The following is a 21,969-nucleotide window of genomic DNA, read 5'->3' as shown; positions in this document are numbered from 1 at the left end:
ACAATTTCATCCGGCGGCCCCGCTCAATGAGCGTTGGCCACCGGACAGCACAATGGACTTGCATCGATCACAGTATTGGTGAACGGCATCGAATAAATGTGGGAGCAAGCCCCGGCTATTAAAACCAGGTCTCCATCTGTATCCCGTATTGCCACACACCCCCAGCGTTGAAGTCTGTCTTGCCAAAGTTGTCTGTGGAGCTGTATCGGTCCAGGTCCGAAGACCAGTTCATGAAGCTGGCGAACACTCGCAACTCGGGGCGTGTGAGCAGGTCTCCAACGTCGGGTTTGAAGGTCGGGGCGATGGTGAATTTCCAGAAGTTGCCGTCCACCGCATTACGTTGCAGGTAACCCTTGGGGTCGAGGTTCATGGTTTGCCAGCTCATTTCGTAGGCCATCTCGAAATTGCTGTTGATTTCATTGGCCAACCGCATGTTCAGGGTCATCCAGCGGTAGTCGTCACCCTTGACGTAGCGATCCTTGCTTTGTTCGGCCAGCAGACTTGGACCGATGCGCCAGTGGGGTGCAATCGGTGTCTCGCCGTACAGCGCCAGGCGCAGCGCACGGGCGTCGTCGATCAGTTCGCCGTCCGAGCCAATGTTCTTGACCTCGGCCCCCAACCCTTGCCCGTAGAGCAGCGCCGTCTTGAAGAAGCCTTCCCTGCCGAAAAAGTTTTTCTGATGATTCGCGATCATGCTGTGCAAGCCGGAGTCCGCAGGCTTCAGGCCCGCTTCATTGGTGCGAGTGCTAAAGTCGTTTTTCTTTGAGCCAATGCCATTGAACATCCACTGCCACTGACCATTATCGAAGAACTGGTTGGAGGTGAGGATGTAGCTTTCCACATCGGCATTGACACCGCCCTCACTGAAATCCCCGTAGTTACGCCCGATCAACGAGTAATTCGAGCGCCAGTTCTTGTTCATCTGCACGTCGTAGATACCACCCCCGGTGCCGGCCAGAAAGACGACGTCCGAGTCCAGCCAATGGATATCGAAGTTGTCCCTGTCGAATCGCTTGCCTGCCCACAGGGTGGCGTTCTCGAACGTCGAATTGCCCTTGAATGCGGCGAGATGATCGAGTTCCGTAAATACCTGGCGCACATTCAGGTTACTTTCGGCGGCCGTCCAGTCATTGGAGCTTTCCACTCCATCGGCGATGGAAACCGTGAATTTGGAATGGGTGCCGTTCTGCGCATAGGCTTCTTTCGACAGGTCTATACGCATGTAAGTATCGTCTTCATTACCCAGTCGCCCGACTGCACCACCGACTGAACCGGCAGGCGTTGTATAAGGACCGCCCCGCCCGCCCCCCAGGCCATCGTTGATCAGCAATCCGGAGCGGGCGTAGCCCTTGAAGCTGAACCCGTCGGTGAGGTGTCCGGTACTGCCCTCCTTCTCCAGGCTTTGCTGACGGGCTTCGAGTTTTGCCAACCGCGTATCCAAAGTGGGCGCCGCAGTGGCGGTCGCAGTGGACGCAACAGGCTGCAAGGCGGGAGTGGACTGTTTGAGCTGCTGCAATTCCCTGGCGAGCGCCTGGGTTTGTTGTTCGGCGGCGGCTGCACGTTTTTCCGCAGCGCTGGCGCGGGCTTCAAACGCGGCCATGCGTTCTTCCAGAGTCGCGGCCTGAGCAGTGGCCGCCGAGGTGCCGAGTACGCCTGCGAGTAGCCAGCTTGATGCTTTCTGCATGGGGGATTTCCTGTTTTGTTTTTATTTTTTGTCCTGCGACCGGCCTTTTTTTTGTGAATTGTTAATTGTCAAAATCCACGAAAAAAAGGATGCCTCATCGCAAATACGCTGCTACATTTGGCGATGTTAACGTTAACTTTTCTAAAAACAAAAATAAAGAGGGCTTTATGAAACAGCTCAAATCACTCTTTCCAGCAGCACTGCTTGCCCTTTGCGCCGGGCTTCCATCCCTCTCCAGCGCAGCCAATCTGACGATTTCCTGCGGTGCGGTGGGCGCGGAATTACAACTGTGCAAAGAGGCCGTCGAGGCGTGGTCTCAACAGACCGGCAATCACGTCGAGGTGGTGTCCACGCCTAACTCGGCAACCGAGCGGTTGTCGTTCTATCAACAGATCCTCAGTGCGCAGTCCAGCGACATCGACATCATTCAGATCGACATGGTGTGGCCGGGGATGCTGGCCAAACATTTGCTGGATCTGCGCGAGGTGCTGCCCGCCGACGCAACCCAAGGCTACTTCCAGGCACAGGTGGACAACGCCACGGTGAACGGACGGCTGGTGACGATGCCGTGGTTCACCGACTCGGGCCTGCTGTATTACCGCAAGGACTTGCTCGAGAAATACAACAAACAAGTCCCCCAGACTTGGGAGGAAATGACCGCTACCGCCAAGGATGTACAACAAGCCGAGCGCAATGCCGGCAACGCCAACGCATGGGGGTACATCTTTCAAGGGCGCGCCTACGAAGGCCTGACGTGTAATGCGCTGGAATGGATCAGCAGCCAACCGGACGGCGGGCTGGTCAATCCACGAGGCGACATCGTGGTCAACAGCCAGGCCTCAAGAACGGCGTTGACCCTGGCCAAAAGCTGGGTAGGCGACATCTCCCCGCGTGGCGTGCTCAATTACACCGAGGAAGAAGGACGCGGCGTATTCCAGTCGGGCAATGCGTTGTTCATGCGTAATTGGCCTTATGTCTGGGCCCTGGTGCAAAGCCAGGACAGTGCGGTAAAAGACAAGGTCGGGGTCGCTCCCCTACCCCGCGGCGGCAGCACCGGCACCCATGCCTCCACCCTCGGCGGGTGGGGTTTGGCGGTGTCGCGTTACAGCGCCAACCCGAAGCTTGCCGCCGAACTGGTGAGCTACCTGAGCAGTGCCCAACAGCAAAAACATCGTGCGCTGATTGGCGCCTATAACCCGGTAATCGAGTCGCTTTACCAGGATCCCGAGCTACTCGCGGCCATGCCTTATTACAGTCAGCTGCACAGCATTCTCAACGATGGCGTCATGCGCCCCGCTTCAATCACCGCCGCGCGTTATCCGCGGGTTTCCAATGCGTTCTTCGATCAAGTGCATGGCGTGCTGGCCGGCGAGTTGCCGGTCGATCAGGCGCTGACCGAACTGGAAGGCGAACTCACGCGCATCAAACACCGGAACTGGTAAGCCACAAGGAAGAAAATCACCATGTCTGTCTCTATTGCCCATGCTCCCTGTGACGAGCTCCTGCTCACCAGGGAAACGCCGGTACAGCGTCGCCGAGTGCGCGCTGCCTGGCTATTTCTGACGCCGATGTTGCTGTGTCTGGCCCTGGTGGCGGCCTGGCCGTTGCTGCGGACATTCTGGTTCAGCCTGACCGACGCCAATCTGGCGGACACCGCTGGCGGCACCTTCGTTGGCCTGAGCAATTATCTGTTCCACAACGGTTCCAGCTGGTCGGGCATCCTGGTCGATCCGCAATGGTGGAATGCAGTGCGCAACACCTTGCATTTCACCGTGGTGTCGGTGGGGCTGGAAGTCGTGCTGGGGCTGCTGGTGGCGTTGCTGCTGAACATCCAGTTCGCCGGCCGTTCTCTGGTGCGAGCGTTGATTCTGATTCCGTGGGCGATTCCGACCATTGTCTCGGCGAAGATCTGGTCGTGGATGCTCAATGACCAGTTCGGCATCATCAATCACCTGATGCTCAGCCTCGGCCTGATTACCGCGCCTCTGGCCTGGACTGCAGATGCGGATCTGTCGATGTGGGCGGTGATTATCGTCGACGTCTGGAAGACCGTGCCGTTTGTCACCCTGCTGATGCTCGCCGCCTTGCAGATGTTGCCGAGCGACTGCTACGAAGCCGCCAGGGTCGATGGCATTCATCCACTGAAGGTGTTCTGGCGGGTGACGCTGCCACTGCTGATGCCCGCATTGCTGGTGGCGGCGATCTTCCGCATCCTCGACTCCCTGCGGGTGTTCGACGTGATTTATGTGCTGACCTCGAACTCGTCGAGCACCATGAGCATGTCGGTCTATGCCCGCCAACACCTGGTGGAGTTCCAGGACGTCGGTTACGGCAGCGCCGCCTCGACCCTGCTGTTTCTGGTGGTTGCAGTGATCGCCATGCTTTATCTCTACCTCGGACGCCGCCAACTGGAGGTCCGGTCATGAGCCCTCGCCTACTGAAAAAAGCACTGTTGCGCTTCGGTTTCTGGTGCCTGATCGGGGTGTTGCTGCTGTATGCGGTTTTCCCTTTCTACTACGCCATCGTCACGTCGCTGAAGCCGTCCAGCGCCTTGTTCGAGGTGAGTTACTGGATCAAAAAACCCGACTTCTCCAATTACGCGGCGGTGCTCAACCAAGCCTCATTCTTGCGGGCTATCGGTAATTCGCTGGTGGTTGCGCTTAGCGTGGTGACACTCGCGCTGTTTCTCAGCCTGACCGCCGCTTATGCCTTGGGCCGGGTGAAATTCCGTGGGCGTGGCACGGTGTTGATGATGGTCCTTGGGGTGTCGATGTTTCCCCAGGTTGCGGTGCTGTCGGGGCTGTTCGAGGTGATCCGTGCCTTGGGCCTGTACAACACGTCCTGGGCGTTGATTCTCAGCTACACGATTTTCACCCTGCCCTTCACCGTTTGGGTGCTGACCACGTTCATGGGTCAACTGCCCCATGAACTGGAAGAAGCGGCAATCATGGATGGCGCCTCGCCCTGGGTCACGCTGACCCGGGTGCTGTTGCCGCTGCTCTGGCCCGCCCTGGTCACCACTGGCTTGCTGGCTTTCATCGCGGCGTGGAACGAGTTCCTGTTTGCCCTGACCTTCACCCTCACCGACACCCAACGCACGGTGCCGGTGGCCATCGCCCTGATTTCCGGCGGCAGCCCCCATGAGTTGCCTTGGGGGTTGTTGATGGCAGCATCGGTGCTGGTCACCGTCCCACTGGTGATTCTGGTGCTGATCTTCCAGCGCCGAATCGTTTCCGGCCTCACTACCGGCGCGTTAAAGGGTTGATGCCCGACAACTACAAGGAACAGCATCGTGATCAAGTTGAAACTGGATAACGTGAACAAACAATTGGGCGGTGCGCGGATTCTGCGCGACGTCAATCTGGAGATCGCGGCGGGTGAGTTCGTGGTGTTCGTCGGCCCTTCGGGCTGCGGAAAGTCGACCCTGCTGCGCCTTATCGCCGGACTGGATTCGATCTGCGCCGGCGACCTGCTGATCGACGGGCGTCGGGTCAACGACCTGGAGCCGCGCGAGCGTGGCGTCGGCATGGTGTTTCAGTCTTATGCGCTCTACCCGCACATGAGCGTCTACGACAACATCAGTTTTGGTCTCAAATTGGCCAAGACCGAAAAGACCAGCCTGCGCGAGCGCGTGCTGAAAACCGCGCAAATCCTGCAATTGGACAAGCTGCTGCAACGCAAGCCAAAGGAATTGTCTGGCGGGCAGCGTCAGCGTGTCGCCATGGGCAGAGCCATGGCACGGGAACCGGACATTTTGCTGTTCGATGAGCCGCTCTCCAACCTGGATGCGTCCTTGCGGGTGCAGATGCGCAACGAAATCGCCCGGCTGCATGCCCGGCTGGGCTCGACCATGATCTACGTCACCCACGATCAGGTTGAAGCGATGACCCTGGCCGACAAAATTGTCGTGCTCAATGGCGGTCGCGTCGAACAGGTCGGCTCACCACGCGAACTCTATGAGCGCCCGGCCAGTCGCTTTGTCGCCGGCTTTCTCGGTTCACCCAGAATGAACTTTCTGCCGGCGCGCTTGCAGGCGTCGGGCGAAACCAGCCTGGTCGACAGCCCCGTGTTGGGGGTGACGTCCCTGCCCTTCGACAGCTCGAACCTGGCGACGGACGCTCCGCTGAGCCTGGGCATTCGCCCGGAACACGTGTCGCTCAAGGCAGCGGAAGGAGCCGCCGGCATCGTGGTGACCGCGGTCGAATACCTCGGCAGTGAAACTTATGTGCACCTCGAGACAGGTCAGGACGAGCCACTGATCTGTCGTTGTGAGGTCCACGCCGGATGGCAGGCGGGCGACCGGGTCGGGCTGCTGCTGGACATCGACAACCTGCACCTGTTCGACGCTGACGGCACGGCCTTGAAGCGTCATCCACATGCCATTGAAACCGTCCCTCTGCGCCCGGCACGAGCAGGCGCCCTATGACTTTGTCTTTGAATACCATGAGCGATCCAATGCCTGACTCCCTTGACCTTGCGCAGCGAGCGCTGAGTGACGGCCTGTCTCGGGTCATCCACGATTACCGCCCCGGTTATCACCTTGCCCCCCCGACAGGCTGGATGAACGACCCTAACGGGGTGGTGTACTTCCGTGGCGAGTATCACGTTTTCTATCAACACCACCCCTTTGACGCGAAGTGGGGCCCGATGTATTGGGGGCATGCCAAGAGTGCCGACCTGGTCCATTGGCAGCATCTGCCGATTGCCCTGGCGCCCGGCGATGAATTCGACCGCGACGGTTGTTTTTCCGGTAGCGCGGTGGTGTGTGGAGACACCCTGGCGCTGATCTACACCGGGCACACCTGGCTGAAGGATGTGGGTGATGAAAGCTCGATTCGTCAAGTCCAGTGCCTGGCCACCAGTGTCGACGGCATTCGCTTCGTCAAGCATGGCGCTGTCATCGAGACCGCGCCACAAGACTCGATCATGCACTTTCGTGACCCCAAGGTCTGGCGGGAAGATGACTATTGGTTCCTGATTGCCGGCGCACGGCTGGGCGATAAGCCGCTGCTGCCACTGTACCGTTCCACGGATCTGCACACCTGGGAGTTCCTCGATTATGTAGCCAGCGGCAGCGAGGGCGATGGCTATATGTGGGAGTGCCCGGATCTGTTTCGCCTGAACGGGCGCGACGTGCTGCTGTACTCCCCTCAGGGCATGCAACCCCACGGTTACGAACGGCTCAACAAGTACCAGACCGGTTATCGAGTGGGCCAACTCGACAGCCAATGGCACTTCACCGGCGGGCCTTTTATCGAGCTGGATAACGGCCACGATTTCTATGCCGCGCAAACGCTGGTGGCCGCCGATGGTCGGCGCCTGGTGTGGGCGTGGCTCGACATGTGGGAAAGCCCAATGCCGAGCCAGGCCCATCACTGGTGCGGCATGCTCGGTTTGCCGCGCGAACTTGAGCTGCATGACGATCGCCTTTGCGTGTATCCGGCACGGGAGCTCACCGCGCTGCGCGAGGCGCCATTGCCGGGTACGTCCTGGTGGGATGGTTCGGGGGCCCGGCGGGTACCGGAAGTGAATGGCGACCTGCTGGAAATCCATGTGCATCTGGATCTGCTCGGTTGCACCGACGGGCACTTGGGAATCGCCTTGCGCTGCAGTGACGATGATGATGAAGAAACCTTGCTCTACTACGATGCGGCGCTGCAGCGCCTGGTGCTGGACCGCAGCCGCTCGGGTGCGCAAGTCAGCGGCCAGCGCAGCGTGTCGATAGACCCGACACAAGAGCGACTGGAACTGCGCGTGTTTCTCGATCGCTCGTCCATCGAGGTGTTCGACGAAAACGGGCGTTTCAGCCTCAGTAGTCGCCTCTATCCGCGGCCCGACAGTCTGGGCGTGAAGCTTCTGGCAAGCGGCAGTGGCGGACGTGTCTGCATTCCCAGGGCATGGCCCCTGGCCTCGGGATGGCTGTGAGCGGCGTCATTCGAGTCGCGAGAAACCCGGGCCCTGTGTCATGATTCTGCGTCAACCTGACCGGCCTCGCCTCGCATGACTTCAGTGAAAGACGTTGCACAACTGGCCGGCGTGTCCCTGATGACGGTTTCTCGAGCGCTCAACAACCCGGAAAAACTGAGCCCCGAAACCCTTCAGCGGGTGCGTCGCGCCATTGATGAACTGCAATTCGTACCGAGCCTGTCGGCGCGCAAGATGCGCGGCGACAACCTCCAGTCGCGCACCATCGGTGTGTTCGCGCTGGACACCGCGACCACACCGTTCGCGGTGGAGCTGCTGCTGTCCATCGAACAGACCGCGCAGCAGGCCGGCTGGAATGTCTTCATCCTTAACCTGTTGAGCAACCCGCCCACCGACCAGAACATCGACCTGATGTTGTCGCACCGCCCTGACGGGCTGATCTTCAGCGCCATGGGCTTTCGCCACGTCAGCATTCCCGAGCGCTTGAAGAGCAAACCGCTGGTACTCGCCAATTGCCTGGCCGATGACAGTCGCCTGGTCAGTTACGTACCGGACGACGAAACGGGGCAGTATCGCGCCGTGCATCACGCGTTGAGCCAAGGCTATCGGCGCCCACTGTGCATCAATCTGCCAAAACAGAGCCTGGCCTGGGGGCTGCGGCAAGAAGGCCTGCTGCGCGCCTGTCAGGCATTCGGGCTGGCGCCTGACGCGCTTCTGCAATACGACCTTTCCGAGCATGACGCCTACGGTGAAACCGCCGCCATCCTCGACCGGCACATTGTTGAGGGTCGTCCGCAATTCGACATTCTGATCTGTGGCAACGACCGCATCGCGTTTTGTGCCTATCAGCTGTTGTTGAGCCGAGGCCTGAAAATTCCCGGCGATGTCGCCGTGCTCGGCTACGACAACATGATCGGTATCGCGGAACTGTTCATCCCGCCGCTGACCACGGTGCAACTGCCGTACTATGAGATCGGTTGCCGGGCTGCCCGGCATCTGATCGAAGCCCTTGAGGTAGAGGGAGCCCAGCCGGTTGATTGTCCATTGGTGGTCAGGGCGTCGCTATGAGTGCGAGCGCCGCAGACCAGCCGGTGCACGAGGCGTCTCAGGATTTGGCATCGACACCCGCGAGCATTGCCTCTCCCAATACGATTTTTCCGCTGTCCTTGAGTGCCTGAGCGGCACCACGGATGTCTCTCGCTTCCTTGTTCTGACCCAGCTTGAACTTACCAACCAGGCGGGTGATCTCGATCTCTATCCCTACGATCGCCTTAAGCATTGAGGCAATGTAGTCCTTCGGGGCGTCCGTCATTTTCCATGGCTCGGGCTGGGAGGACTCATGGGTTCGGGTCAGGAGCGCCACCAACCCACGGACATAGCGTTCATCATCGTGAATGGTGATCCTCCCATGGGCGTGCACCACCTTGTAGTTCCAGGTCGGAACCTGTTTATGGGTCTCGTGCTTGCTCGGATACCAGGTGGGCGAGATGTAAGCCTCGGCACCGCGAAAAACCACCAGCACTTCGTCCCCGTCTTTCACGTCTTGCCAGACTGGGTTGGCGCGCGCGACGTGCGCCTGGAGAACACCGAACTGCCCCTGCGCAGCCTTCAACTCGAAAGGAATGTGGTTGGCATCCAGCCCGCTTTCACCGTTGGTAAACAGAATGCCCAGCGGGTGCTGCACGATCAGTTCATGAAGGGCTTCGGCGCGAGGCTCATCAAAATGGGCAGGTACGTACATATCAACTCCTTCAATCGTTCAGGGGTGAGGTGGCCTTCATGTGAATTGTGTTGATGAACTGGCCCATGGTATAGAGCCAATATCCAACAGAATCACTAGGCCAGAATTGATGGCACGTAAAGCCAACGTTGTTGAAATTCCATCGCTGGGCACGCTGGATCGAACCGCCGGTCAATTGGGACGACAACTTGCTCAAGCGCTTAGGTCCGCGATCCGCAGGGGCGACCTCAAGCCTGGTGAGCTGCTGCCATCGACGCGCATTCTCGGCAAATCGCTGATGATTGCCCGAGGCACCGTCATCGAAGCCTTTGAGCAGTTGATCGCCGAGGGCTTCCTGGAATCCCAAGGCAGAGCAGGCACGCGGGTGGCCCGTTCTTTGGCAGATGCGTCGCCAGCCACCCGGCAGGAACAAGGTAGGCCAACTGAAACCAGGTCGTGGACGCCCTCTTCCCGAATCGAACGGTTCGCTCAGGTGGCCCAGCAATTTAGAGCGGCTGCGCAGATTCCGTTCTCGGTCTCGGTGCCGATTGGCAAAGCGGCGCCTGACGATATCTGGCGTCGCCTTGGCAATCGCATCAGGGCGCGAGGGGCTGGAGCGCCCTCGGGATACGGCGATCCACAAGGCGCGCTTGAGTTACGGGAAGCGGTAGCGGATTACGTACGCAAGTCACGCTCTGTGCGCTGTGAGGCGAGCCAGGTGATCATTACTTCCGGCACGCAACAGGGCCTGTATCTCGCCTGTCAGGTGCTGCTCGACGTGGGGGATTTCGCGTGGGTGGAGGATCCGGCCTACCGGGGTATCACCGGAATTCTGGAAAGCGCAGGCCATACAAATCAAATGATCCGCGTCCCGGTTGATGCCGAGGGGCTGAATGTTGAAAACGGCATAGCGCAATGCCCCCAGGCACGGGCAGCCTTCGTGACCTCGTCACATCAATATCCACTCGGCATGCCAATGAGCATGGCCAGGCGCGATGCCTTGCTGGCATGGGCCAGGGCGTCCGATGCCTGGATCGTCGAGGACGATTACGATAGTGAACTGCGTTACGCCGGCCACCCTTTTCCATCCTTGCAAGGGCTGGACCCCGACCGGGTTATCTACCTGGGGACGTTCAGCAAAATACTGTTCCCCTCGTTGCGACTCGGCTACGCAATCGTTCCGCCTTACCTGGTGCAAGCCTTCTGCGGTGCGCGGGTCCTGATGGATCGGCATCCCGCCAACGCCGATCAGCACGTGCTCGCAGCATTCATCGCAGAAGGACATCTGGATCGGCACATCCGGCGAATTCGCGGCGTATACGCAGACATCCACAGGCAAATCATCGAGGCGGTTGCCAGGCTGATTCCTCGCGAGCTTGCATGGCTGGAACCGAGCGATCAGGGCATGCATCTGGTGCTTTGGCTGGCGGAAGGTATCGACGATCAGTGGGTCGCCGCCAAAGCTTCCGAAGCTCAGGTATCGGTACGTGCCGTGTCGCCGATGTATGCCGGTGGCAATGGCCGTTCGGGATTGATTCTGGGCTTGGGTGGTTTCAGTGCCGAAGACATTGATTCCGCCACCCGGCGCCTTGCGCAGGTCATCACGTTGGCTGCGAAGCCGTCGGCCGCAGGATCATGCCAATTGCCATAAAACATTTCTAAAACAATTAGCTGGACAACCTTAATAACTTATTGGACAGAAGGTTATATTTTTGACTAGTGACATTTGACAGGTCACCTTGAGTGATCAATACCTAACAGGGTCGACACCTGACAAAGGCGACGATCTAGTGGATGAATATCCATTGTCGACTGCATTGTAAGTAAGGCTTACAAACGAAAGCACTTATTCTTATAGGGCCGAAGATTCGGACCGTGCGGTAGCTTTGGCCATCGCAAAGTACCGGCGTCATTTCGTGCCCGAAGGCGATATCATGCACAGCGTTAAGTAAGGTTTACACATTCCACTTTAAAGCCTTGTGCAACCCCCCTTACCGTTTCTTGTGCGTTACATGCTTCATCATTGATACACCGTTTTAAAAGCTTAACACTTTCGCGACTTCCACAACCTCATTGCGTTCACTGGAAGGATAACGGCATTGCTGATACGCAACAGGCATGCTTAAACCAACGTTACGGAGCTTGCCAGTATGCTGACGACTACCCAAGCCTCTAACTGGTATCTTTTGCAGTGCAAGCCACGTCAGGACGAACGGGCAAAAATCAATTTATTGCGGCAAAACTATGTCATATTTTGCCCGCAAATCGTTAGCCAGCGCTGGATACATGGTAGCCCCCATCAGTCCCTTGAGCCTCTCTTCCCGGGGTACCTTTTCATTCAGCTAGGCCGTGACGACAATTGGGCGCCTTTGCGCTCTACCCGTGGCGTCAGCCGAATCGTCGATTTTAATCACGGTCCGGCAATGGTCCCTGACGATGTCATCGAGCACTTGCAAGAGCGGTGCTATAAACCACCGGAAATTCTTGCACCTCACTCGTTCAAACCCGGCGAAAAACTGCAAATAACCCGAGGGCCGCTGTCGACACTCGAAGGTATTTTCCTGAGCATGTTAGGTGACGAGCGAGTTATGATCCTGCTTCACTTTCTAAATAGAGAGCAGCCGGTTCGTATTCCACTGACTGATATTGAGCGAGCACGCCTCCATCTTTAAGCCCTTATTCAACCTGTTTCAACAACGAACTTAAACACACTCACCAACTTTAAATTCAAACAAAGTTTTATGCCTTTTTTATTTCATGGATTATTTCCAGATGCGTGATCACTCACACTTACGGACTCCATTCGCATGAAGAAATCACTGACATCGGCCGATATTACATCGCGCACATTCGGCCCTGTTTTTCCGGTCTATAGTCATTGGATTCATCCCCAAGGAGCAATGAGATGACCCTTAAGACCCATGGCCCCTTCGCACTGATAGTGATCTCTCTATATCCCGGAGCGGCCTGGAGTCTCGACCCCCAGGCCATTAACATCTACGGATTCGACTTCACACCCACGTTGTTATTTTCAGAGAGCTACGATGACAACTTCCGGGAGCTGGATCGGGGACGTCAGTCTTCCATGGTGACCAAGGTGGCGCCCTCTTTCGAACTCAAGGCCGAAGATCGAAACAGTGCCACGCGACTTATCTGGCAGCCTACCCGCTACATTTATCATGATCATCCGGACGCCTCGAATACGGCACAACGTGTGCGGCTCGACAGCATCATGGAGTTCACCGACCGCCATCGCCTGAAACTTGAAGGGGAAGCGCGTAAATACGAGCGCACGACATCGACTGCTGTCGATGGCATCAATGACAAGATTCGCACTAATCGCGTCAATGGTCTCTATACCTACGGCGCCAAGAGCGCTGCCAATCAGATCGATCTGGGCGCAAGTTACGCTCAACTTCGTTACGACAACTCCGACGGCATCAATAAAGACAAAGAGCGCAATACCACCGGCCTGACCACCACCTGGTACCACCGTATAGGCAGCAACACCCGCGGCTTGCTGGAGTACGACCATACCGTCTTCGACTACCTGCTCTCCGACAGCCATCTCAACAGCACATCCAATGCGGTCCTGGCCGGTGCCGAGTGGGACTTCACCGCACGCACCACCGGCAAAGTACGCCTTGGTTATGAGCGTAAGAACTTTGATGACAGCAGTGTCAAAGACCTCAGTAACCCGACCTGGCAGGTGGACCTGCGATGGAAGCCACGAACCTACTCGACCTTTTCGTTCGTTGCTCGCCAGGCGCTGGCCGAGGGCGACGACGGTGCTGACGCCGTCAAGACCAGCTCTGCCCTGTTCGGCTGGCGTCATGGCTGGACCGAACGGATCACAACCGTAGCCGAAGCAGGGCTGGCCCGCTATGAGTACGAGGGGCAGAACCGCACCGACAACCTTCGCGACTACAACTTCGCCGTGGAATACCAGATGCGCCGCTGGCTGGATATCGAATTGGGCTATCGCCACCGCAACGACAATTCCGACGCCGACAACCATAGTTTTGAACGCAACATCTTCCTGCTCAGCTTCAACGTAAGTCTCTAAGAGGTCCCCCCATGAACTCGCGAATGCTTGGCTTGTTGTTCGTGCCGTGGCTGTTGCCCGTGACTTTTGCAGCGGACACCGGCGCCCAGTACAAACTGGCAGCCGGCGATGTATTGCGCATCACCGTATTCGGAGAACGGGATTTAAGCTTCGACAAAATCCGCCTCAATGACGCCGGTACATTTTCCTATCCGTTCCTGGGTGAGATCTCCGCCAAGGGGCTCACCCCCAATCAGGTGGAAAAGATCATCGTCGACGGGCTCAAGCAAGGTTACCTGGTCGACCCCAAGGTCAGCCTCAACCTGATCGTCTACCGCTCGTTCTACATCAATGGCGAAGTACAAAAGCCCGGCAGCTATCCATACGAGCCCGGGCTGACACTGGAAAAAGCCATTGCACTGGGCGGTGGCCTGACCGAACGGGCCTCGATCAAGCGAGTGACCATCGTGCGCGGCGATGGCTCACCACCATTGACCGATACGGTCACGCGCAGCACCGCCATCGCTCCCGGTGACACCATCTCCATTGCACAAGGCTTTTTCTAAATCATGGATAACAGCCCAAGCATCTACGTTGAACGTCCGCTCCAGGCGCATCTGCCTCAGCACCAGCAGCATGGCGAGGAGAAGGACACCATTGACCTGCTCAAATTCTGGAGGGTGATCTGGCGTGCTCATTGGAAAATCGCTTGGTTGGTGCTGCTTGCCTGTGCGCTTGCGATGGCCATTCTGTCATTCATTCCCGCGCAGTACATCGGCAGCGCCACCCTGCTGATCAAAGAAAAAACGCCACCACTGCTGACCTTCCAGCAAGTCACGGACTCAAGCTCCGGTACTGTCGATTACTTGCAGACGCAATTGGCGCTTCTGCAATCGCGGGACTTGGCCGAACGCGCCGTCAAAAAGCTCAACCTCACCACTAACCCGGTGACCGATCCCCGCCAGCAACCGCAGTCATGGTTTACGCCACGCGAATGGTTGGCAAACCTTGATCTTGGCCAGTGGTGGCCGGCACTGGGCTTTTTGATACCCCAACAGGTAACGCCCACTGAAACCGACATTTTCAATGAGGTCACGCAGAACCTCATGAAGCGCACCGACGTCAAATTCGTCGGCAAGAGCCAACTGCTCAACATAGAGGTGTTGCTGCCCGACCCTGACCTGGCGGCCGCAACCGCCAATGCGATTGCCCAAGGCTTCATTGATAGCCAGTTCGACAATAGCCTGAAGTCCTCGCAGACCAACGCCAGTTGGATGAATTCACGCCTGGTCGAATTGCGCAATAACCTGCGCATTGCCGAAGACAAGCTTCAGGCTTATCGGGAAGAACAAGGCCTGGTCGATGTCGGCGGTGTTGCCACCATCAGCGCCAACGAACTGGAAATGACCGGCAACCGCATGATCGATGCCCGCCGTAACCTGGCGGAAGCCGAGAGCCGGTACCGTCAGGTCCAGGCCCTGAGCAATGGCGATCTGAGCAGACTCTCCAGTGTGCCCGCCGTCTTGAGCAACGCTTTGGTGCAGAAATTCCAGGCACAACAGGCCAAGGCTCAAGCCAAGGTCGAAGAATTGTCCGGGCGTTACGGTCCAAAACATCCGACCCTGATCGCCGCCCTCGCCGAGTTGCGTACGGCCACCGACAGTTTGCGTCTACAGGTTCGACAGGTGGTTGCCAGCATCGAACAGGATTACCAGCTAGCCAAGGCCAGTGAAAGCTCACTGCATAAATCATTCAACAGCAACAAGACGCAGATACAGGATATCTCGCGCAAGGAGTTCCAGCTGCGTGAGTTACAGCGAGAAGTCGACAGCAGTCGCGCGTTGTATGAGACCTTCATCACTCGCTTGAAGGAAACTGCGGCCACCTCAGACATGGATTCCACCAAAGCGCGTATCGTCGACCCAGCGATTGTGCCTTTGGAACCGAGCAAACCCCGTAAAACACTGATCATGGTGATTGTCGCCATCGCGGCCGCGCTGATCGGCATGGCGCTGGCATTAATATCCGAAGCCCGGAACAAAACCTTCAAGACCGACGAAGCGGTCGAAAGCATGCTTAATATCCCCCTGCTCAGTGTGGTGCCGCTGGTCACGAAGAGAAGCCGCCGGCAACTGGCGCGATTGTTCGACGACAACGAGCATCCGCGTTTTTGCGAGACCATTCGCAACTTGCGCACCTGGCTGATGTTGCACAGTGGAGAAAAGCCGTCGCAGGTAGTGCTCGTTGCCTCGACCATGGCCGATGAAGGTAAAAGCACCATTGCCAACAACCTGGCTTACTCGCTTGCATTGCTGGAGCGGGTCCTGTTGATCGATGCCGACATGCGCCGATCCAGCCTTTCGCTCAATTTCGATTTTCCGGCAGACAGCCCGGGGCTGGCCAATGTCCTGGCGGGTACGGCCCGACTCGAAGATTGTATCCGGACTGTCGGCAATCTAGACATGTTGCCGGCCGGCAAGCTTGCGCCCCCGCCGCTTGATCTACTTAGCTCGCCGTGCCTGGCGCCCCTGCTCGAAGCGCTGAAGTCGCGTTACCAGCGCATCATCATCGACTCCCCGCCGGCGCAAATGGTCAGCGACGCGCTATTGCTGGCCAAGCATTCGGACGCGGTGATTTACGTGATCAAAGCCGAAAGCACACCGGTCAGCCAGGTGCAGAAATGCCTCGCCATTCTGCAACAGAGCCACGCGCCGGTGTTCGGAGTAGTGCTCAACCAGGTTGACCTGCGCAAGGCGCGCAAGCAGGGCTACAGCCATAGCGATACGTTCCAGAACTACGACTATCTGACCCGGTAAAACCTTGCGCCTGTCTCTTGAGTAGCTTCTTTCCAACAACCACCAAAAACTGCTTCATCCCAGTCGATCGATACCAGCGTGCGGGAACGAGGGCGTGCAGAATTTTCGACGCCGATGTCCAACCCATGCCTGGAGGTTGAGCCGATGACGTCGCTATATACCGCTCAAATGATGCACCGGCGAGGTCTGACTTTCTGGGGCCAATGGGTGTGTGCGCTCAGCCTGGTCAACCTGCTATTGATATTGCTGGTGCATTGGAGGGTCGGCAGCCTGACCAGTGAATACCGCATCCTGATGGTTCTCAATGTGCTCGGCTCGATTCCGATCTACAGCGTCATGCAGGTTTACCACAAGCGTCATGAGTGGTTGTCGGGGCTCGGTCGTTTGCTGGCGGCCTGGCTGATTCTACTGGCCGTTCTGATCAGCATCGCCTTTGTCACCCAGACCAGCGCGATTTTTTCGCGTCAAGTAATCATCGTCTGGACCGTGTTGGGTTACCTGATCCAGGCTGCAAGCTTCCTGCCCTTGCATTACCTGGCTCGATTGCACTCGCGCAAGCTCTGTAACGAACGCCGCGCGGTAATCATCGGTACTTGCCCGACCGCATGCCGGCTTGCAAGGAAACTGTCCAGACCGAACCGCGTACCCGTACTGGGGTTTATCGCGACCGCCGAACATACCGGCCCGGCACCGAGCATTTTGCCGCTGCTGGGCCGCATCGACGAAATTCGCGAAATCATCACCCACCTGCACGTACGCCGGGTCTACATCGTCCTGCCATTGGCGCAGGCAGCCATCATTGAAGCCCTGTACATCGACCTTCTGGACATGAATGTCGACGTGGTCTGGATTCCTGATTTCGGCAGCATGGTGTTGCTCAATCAATCGATCTCGGAAATAGAGCGAATGCCGGCCATCTACCTCAATGAAAGCCTCATCAGTTCGCACCCCGGCAGCCTGCTCTGCAAAGAGCTGTTCGAACGTAGCCTGGCCGCCGTGGCCATTATTGTGCTCAGCCCCTTGCTGCTGATCGTGGCGGCAGCGGTCAAGCTCTCTTCGCCCGGCCCGGTGTTGTTCAAACAAGATCGTTACGGCTGTAACGCCGAGGTGATCAAGGTCTGGAAGTTCCGCTCGATGCATGTGCATGACGACAGCGAAGTGCGCCAAGCCTCTCGCGAAGATGAACGCATCACCCCGCTCGGGCGCTTTTTGCGCCGTAGTTCGATCGATGAACTGCCGCAGCTGTTCAACGTGCTGTTCGGTGAAATGGCCCTTGTCGGCCCGCGACCGCACGCGGTCACTCACAATATTTACTACACCGGCAAAGTACGCGCCTACATGGCCCGTCATCGCCTCAAGCCAGGCATCACCGGGCTGGCCCAGATCACCGGGCATCGCGGTGAAACCCAGACGCTGGAAAAAATGCAGCAGCGCGTCGCCCAGGACCTCAACTACATCAACCAATGGTCGCTGTGGCTGGACATCAAGATTCTCGTCAAGACCCCTTTCACGTTGTTCTCAAAGGACATTTATTAAGGAGTCAGCCATGATAGATCTGGAACTGATCGGGCATTTCGCACCGAACCTGCTGGACGCCAACAAAGCATTTTCCTTCATTAACTTTGCGTCCATCGGCAGTCTGTTCGACCGGAATCCGACGTCCATCGCCTATTTTTGCGATGGAATGTTGATGTCTACCTTCATGTCGCGCTTCACCGGCCGGACGATCGGCCGGGTCAGCTTTGACTTCACGTCCATCGCCGACGCTGTCTTCAGTTGCGCCGAGAGACAAGGCAAGCGCATCTATTTTGTCGGTGCCAGGCAAACCGAACTGGACCTGTTCATCAACAAGATCAAGGGGCGCTACCCGGCGTTGCTTATCGCCGGTCATCACAACGGCTATTTCGATGCACCGCAGGCCGTGTGCATTCAAGCGGACATCTGCCGCAGTGAAGCCAACATCCTGATCGTCGGTCTGGGCGCCGGGCTTCAAGAGCAGTTCGAACAGGATGCCCTGCGTGCCGGTTTCAACGGTGTGGCATTCACCTGTGGCGGTTTCATACGCCAAGAGGCGACGGCCACACACCATTACTACCCTGAGCTGATCGACCGCCTGCATCTGCGCGCGTTCTATCGAATGTACCGCGAACCCCACACCATCAAGCGCTACCTGGTCGATTACCCGACCAATTTTGTTCATCTGCTGGCGATGATCGTCCGGCGCCAAGTGACGATCCATATCACTTATCCCTGAGCGCCAACCATGCATATCCTGTTCATCCTCAAGGACTTCAAGCCCGATGGCGGCCTGGAGCGTGTCCAGCTGCGCCTGGCCCGGCAGTTTCTCAAGGATGGCCAGCGGGTCAGTTACTTCGTCATGAACGGCGATACCGCGGACGACGAAGAAGCGGCCACCTTCAATGGTGGCGGCAATGGATTCTTCGGTCTGCTCAAGTCGATCGGAGTGCTGCGTCGCCTTATCCGTCGTGAGCGTGTAACCCACCTTATCGCCGCCAAGGAACAGGCCAACCTCTGCACCTGGTTTGCCACCCTGGGTCGCTCATGCAAGGTCATCTACGCCCGTCACGCGGCACTGGATTGCGGCGAGCAGAAAATAGGCCTCACTACCCTGCGCCTGCTCTATGGGTTGTACCTCTGTGGCAACGATCAAGTCGTGGCGGTATCCAAAGGCCTGCATCAGGCCCTCGCCGATCTGGTGCCCTGGGGGCGCCAGCGTATCCGTTATTGCCCCAATGCGGTGGTCACTGAACAACTGCTCAGCGCCGCGCAGACGCCCCTGCTCAGAGGGTTGCCGACCGAGTTCTGGTTGGCAGTGGGCCGGCTGGTGGAACCGAAGGGCTTCCATTTGCTGCTCGATGCCTATGCCATGGCCTTGAGCAGCGCCGCGCTGCCGGATCTGGTGATCATTGGCGATGGTCCGCAACTCGCCGCGCTGACATTGCAGGCAAACCACCTGGGCATCGAGGACCGTGTGCATTTCACTGGTTTCCTGAGCAATCCCTACCCATTGATCAGGCATGCACGACTGCTGATCCTGAGTTCCTTTCATGAAGGCTTGCCGACCGTCCTGATCGAGGCCCTGGCGCTGGGTACGCCCGTGCTGGCCTGCGACTGCGAGACCGGGCCCAGGGAGCTGCTTGATAACGGCCGACTCGGCCAACTGGTCAAGGTCAATGATGTACCGGCACTGGCCGAAGGGATGCTACGCAGCCTGGCCTCGCAAGACCAGGCTGCGCCAAACGCACAAGTAGCCGCTGATGCAGTCCGCCAGTACACCAGTCAATACGCCGCGCAGGCGTATTACCAGGTATGGAATCAATGAAGAAATTGCTGATTATCCTGCAGGACTTGGGCGGGGGTGGTGCCGAAAAAATGATGGCGCGCCTCGCTGGAGCACTGACTGACGCTGGCAATGACGTGACTTTACTGATGCTCACTGGCGCCGGCGTGAACTCGGCGCACCTCGACCCACGGGTAAAACAGGTCGAGTTGCACAGCGCGCGCAGCTCCAGGGCCGTGCCGGCGCTGGCACGCTTTCTTCGCCACAATCGCTTCGACGCGCTACTGGCCGCCCTCACCCACGTCAACGTCGTGGCCATCGCTGCCGCCGCGCTGTCAGGTACGCTGGCGCGCCTGCATGTCAGCGAGCGCAACGCGTTTTCCCATGACAAATATGTCAACCCCACGCTGACGGTGCGCACAGCGTATCTGTTGGCACCATTGCTGTATCGACTGATCCCCAATCCGGTGATCTGCGTCTCGCGCGGCGTCGCTCAGGATCTCGTCGACTCCACCATCACCCGCCCCCAGGATGTCACCATCGCCGACAATCCGGTGCTCGACAACGATTTTCGCGACAAGGCACCGGAGCGTCCAAACCACCCCTGGCTGCAGGAAAAGTCCACCCCGGTGATTGTCGCCGTGGGCCGCCTGGCGCGGCAAAAAGGCTTTGACGTATTGATCGATGCCTTCGCCCGACTGCCCGATCCTCGTGCCCGATTGATCATTTTCGGCGAAGGCGCGCTCAGGGCCCAATTGCTCGAACAAGCGGTTGCCGTGGGCGTGGCCGACCGGTTCGATTTACCAGGCTATACCAGTGATCCGATGGCAGAAGTGGCGGCGGCCGATTGCTTTGTCCTGTCGTCGCGTTTCGAGGGCAGCCCCAACGCACTGGTCGAGGCCATGGCCACTGGCACTCCGGTGGTATCGACTCACTGCCCCTATGGGCCGCAAGAGATTCTCGATAATGGCGCGATCGCTCCGCTGGTGGCCGTCGACGACCCTGACGCACTGGCGCAGGCCATCACGATGCAGCTGACATTGCCGCGTGATGTAAATCGCCAGGTCCGCATCGATGCCGCCGCCCGTTTCGTGAGCGCTTGCGCGGCGAAAACTTATCTCGATGCACTACTCGGGAACCAGTCGTCATGAACACGTTGGAAGTCAGGTACAGCACGCTGCGCAACGCCTTCACGCTGTTCGGTGTGCTGTTCTACATCCAGGTGATCGGATTTTTTTCCGGGCTGGCGGATACGTCGAATCTGGACGCAGCCGAAAAAGACCTCGAAGGCAACGCGGTCAATCAGATTTGCGGTCTGATCACCCTGCTGGTACCGCTGTTCTTCTTCATCCGCAACAAGGTCTTCCTCAGCAAAAGCTTTTACAGGAACAACGTCTTCCTGCTGGTGTTCATGCTCTGCCTGGCGGTATCGATCAGTTGGTCCCACGACCCGATGTTAAGTTTCAAACGTTTTGTGGCGCTGATCAGCGTGGTCTTCTTTGCGGGTTTCCTCGCCTACAACTACAGCCTCGAGAAAATCGCCTTCATGCTCGGCTGTCTCATCGGCGCCGCTGCGTTGTTCGGCTTGATACTGGCGCTTGTCAGGCCCGATGTCGCCTTCATTTACGGCGGTGTTCGCGAGGGTGCATTCAAAGGGATTTTCCCGGATAAAAATGCCGGCGCCCGGATCAACGCGATCGCCATTTTGCTACTGCTGCCGATGATCCGTCAGGGCAATCCCTGGGCCATCATCTGCTCGTTGTTCTCACTGATCGCGATTGCACTGGCCCAATCCGCCACCGCCACAGCACTGATTATTGCCGGCACCGTGAGTTACTGGTACTTCCTCACGCTGATCCGTTTGCACATCAACCGTTCATGGCCCGCATTCCTCGGCACGACGATCGTCTATTTGCTGATCTGTCTCTTTCTCTACGGCAACTACACGCTGCTGCTGGAGCTGACCGGTCGCGATCCATCACTCACCGACCGCACGTTGATCTGGGGCCTGCTCACACCGCTTATCGACGCCGAATTCCTCAAGGGTTACGGCTTCGGCGCCTTCTGGTCCAGCCCCGGCGCCGAGGTCTTTATCAGCCGCTGGGGTTACATCGGTAATGCCCACAACGGCTACATCGAAACCTTGCTGAACGGCGGTATCGTTCAGTTGATAGCGCTGCTCCTCATGCTGATCGAGGCACTGCTAAAACACTATCGGGCCGTGATGGCGGACCAATCGGCACGGTTTCATGTCAGCGCGATGGTCATCGTCGGATCATTCATGCTCACCAACTATGTAGCGTATGTCGTGCCCAACTACCGCTCGGCGGAGTTTCTGGTGTTCTGCGTCCTGGCCCTGTCCTTTCGGCATCACCACGCGAAATACCCCGTGTTGTCAGCAGCAACCCTGCGTCAGCGTCCGTCCGGCGAGGCATTACCGCGCGATTCAGCCAAGGCGTAACGAAAGGAGAAATAACC

The 21,969-nt window shown here is 58.0% G+C and carries 18 protein-coding genes; 16 read left to right on the top strand and 2 right to left on the bottom strand.

What is annotated here, in order from left to right; all coding sequences use genetic code 11:
- Positions 1–118: 118 nt before the first annotated feature.
- Positions 119–1,684 carry a carbohydrate porin gene (locus AC1RL4_RS02470; RefSeq protein WP_028940758.1) on the bottom strand — a complete coding sequence of 522 codons (1,566 nt, stop codon included), beginning with the start codon at positions 1,682–1,684 and terminating at the stop codon, positions 119–121.
- A gap of 167 nt (positions 1,685–1,851) precedes the next feature.
- Between AC1RL4_RS02470 and AC1RL4_RS02465 the strand changes: the two genes are divergently transcribed.
- The 6 genes from AC1RL4_RS02465 (at position 1,852) to AC1RL4_RS02440 (ending at position 8,677) form a co-directional block, all read left to right on the top strand.
- Positions 1,852–3,126: an ABC transporter substrate-binding protein gene (locus tag AC1RL4_RS02465; RefSeq protein ID WP_028940759.1), complete on the top strand. Its 1,275-nt coding sequence runs from the start codon at positions 1,852–1,854 to the stop codon at positions 3,124–3,126.
- 21 nt (positions 3,127–3,147) lie between these two features.
- Positions 3,148–4,110, top strand: a complete 963-nt coding sequence (locus tag AC1RL4_RS02460) for a carbohydrate ABC transporter permease (protein WP_019578674.1) — start codon at positions 3,148–3,150, stop codon at positions 4,108–4,110.
- Positions 4,107–4,949, top strand: coding sequence for a carbohydrate ABC transporter permease (locus tag AC1RL4_RS02455; protein WP_018928908.1), 843 nt, complete (start codon positions 4,107–4,109; stop codon positions 4,947–4,949). The genes AC1RL4_RS02460 and AC1RL4_RS02455 overlap by 4 nt, the downstream gene beginning before the upstream one ends.
- 27 nt (positions 4,950–4,976) lie before the next feature.
- On the top strand, positions 4,977–6,110 hold the full coding sequence (locus tag AC1RL4_RS02450; RefSeq protein WP_230172268.1) for an ABC transporter ATP-binding protein: 1,134 nt from the start codon (positions 4,977–4,979) through the stop codon (positions 6,108–6,110).
- Positions 6,107–7,609 carry a glycoside hydrolase family 32 protein gene (locus AC1RL4_RS02445; RefSeq protein ID WP_028940762.1) on the top strand — a complete coding sequence of 501 codons (1,503 nt, stop codon included), beginning with the start codon at positions 6,107–6,109 and terminating at the stop codon, positions 7,607–7,609. Before AC1RL4_RS02450 ends, AC1RL4_RS02445 begins: the two co-directional genes overlap by 4 nt.
- A 75-nt stretch (positions 7,610–7,684) precedes the next feature.
- Complete coding sequence (locus tag AC1RL4_RS02440; protein ID WP_493119027.1) at positions 7,685–8,677, top strand: LacI family DNA-binding transcriptional regulator; 993 nt, start codon at positions 7,685–7,687, stop codon at positions 8,675–8,677.
- Between the two features lie 37 nt (positions 8,678–8,714).
- Here the strand turns inward: AC1RL4_RS02440 and AC1RL4_RS02435 are convergent, their stop codons facing one another.
- Positions 8,715–9,350 carry an FMN-binding negative transcriptional regulator gene (locus tag AC1RL4_RS02435; protein ID WP_204125426.1) on the bottom strand — a complete coding sequence of 212 codons (636 nt, stop codon included), beginning with the start codon at positions 9,348–9,350 and terminating at the stop codon, positions 8,715–8,717.
- A gap of 109 nt (positions 9,351–9,459) precedes the next feature.
- Between AC1RL4_RS02435 and pdxR the strand changes: the two genes are divergently transcribed.
- The 10 genes from pdxR (at position 9,460) to AC1RL4_RS02385 (ending at position 21,952) form a co-directional block, all read left to right on the top strand.
- Positions 9,460–10,980, top strand: a complete 1,521-nt coding sequence (gene pdxR / locus AC1RL4_RS02430) for a MocR-like pyridoxine biosynthesis transcription factor PdxR (RefSeq protein ID WP_230172263.1) — start codon at positions 9,460–9,462, stop codon at positions 10,978–10,980.
- A gap of 499 nt (positions 10,981–11,479) precedes the next feature.
- Positions 11,480–12,001, top strand: a complete 522-nt coding sequence (gene rfaH, locus AC1RL4_RS02425; RefSeq protein WP_028940766.1) for a transcription/translation regulatory transformer protein RfaH — start codon at positions 11,480–11,482, stop codon at positions 11,999–12,001.
- Positions 12,002–12,234: 233 nt separating this feature from the next.
- Positions 12,235–13,395: an outer membrane beta-barrel protein gene (locus AC1RL4_RS02420; protein ID WP_230172260.1), complete on the top strand. Its 1,161-nt coding sequence runs from the start codon at positions 12,235–12,237 to the stop codon at positions 13,393–13,395.
- A gap of 11 nt (positions 13,396–13,406) precedes the next feature.
- Complete coding sequence (locus tag AC1RL4_RS02415) at positions 13,407–13,940, top strand: polysaccharide biosynthesis/export family protein (protein ID WP_028940768.1); 534 nt, start codon at positions 13,407–13,409, stop codon at positions 13,938–13,940.
- Positions 13,941–13,943: 3 nt separating this feature from the next.
- Positions 13,944–16,190, top strand: a complete 2,247-nt coding sequence (locus AC1RL4_RS02410; protein ID WP_230172258.1) for a GumC family protein — start codon at positions 13,944–13,946, stop codon at positions 16,188–16,190.
- A 144-nt stretch (positions 16,191–16,334) separates the two neighbouring features.
- The gene (locus tag AC1RL4_RS02405) at positions 16,335–17,726 is read left to right on the top strand and encodes an undecaprenyl-phosphate glucose phosphotransferase (protein ID WP_230172256.1); all 1,392 of its coding nucleotides are present in this window, start codon (positions 16,335–16,337) and stop codon (positions 17,724–17,726) included.
- 10 nt (positions 17,727–17,736) lie between these two features.
- Positions 17,737–18,444 (top strand): WecB/TagA/CpsF family glycosyltransferase, encoded by a 708-nt coding sequence (locus AC1RL4_RS02400; protein WP_028940771.1) that lies wholly within the window; start codon positions 17,737–17,739, stop codon positions 18,442–18,444.
- Between the two features lie 9 nt (positions 18,445–18,453).
- Positions 18,454–19,533, top strand: a complete 1,080-nt coding sequence (locus AC1RL4_RS02395) for a glycosyltransferase (RefSeq protein ID WP_028940772.1) — start codon at positions 18,454–18,456, stop codon at positions 19,531–19,533.
- On the top strand, positions 19,530–20,642 hold the full coding sequence (locus AC1RL4_RS02390; protein ID WP_230172251.1) for a glycosyltransferase: 1,113 nt from the start codon (positions 19,530–19,532) through the stop codon (positions 20,640–20,642). The genes AC1RL4_RS02395 and AC1RL4_RS02390 overlap by 4 nt, the downstream gene beginning before the upstream one ends.
- On the top strand, positions 20,639–21,952 hold the full coding sequence (locus AC1RL4_RS02385; protein WP_230172250.1) for an O-antigen ligase family protein: 1,314 nt from the start codon (positions 20,639–20,641) through the stop codon (positions 21,950–21,952). Before AC1RL4_RS02390 ends, AC1RL4_RS02385 begins: the two co-directional genes overlap by 4 nt.
- Positions 21,953–21,969: the final 17 nt, after the last annotated feature.

The organism is Pseudomonas sp. GW822-FHT07A10 (assembly GCF_058798795.1).
Note: the sequence above shows the minus strand (reverse complement) of the source record. Positions and strands in the feature narration are given on the sequence as shown.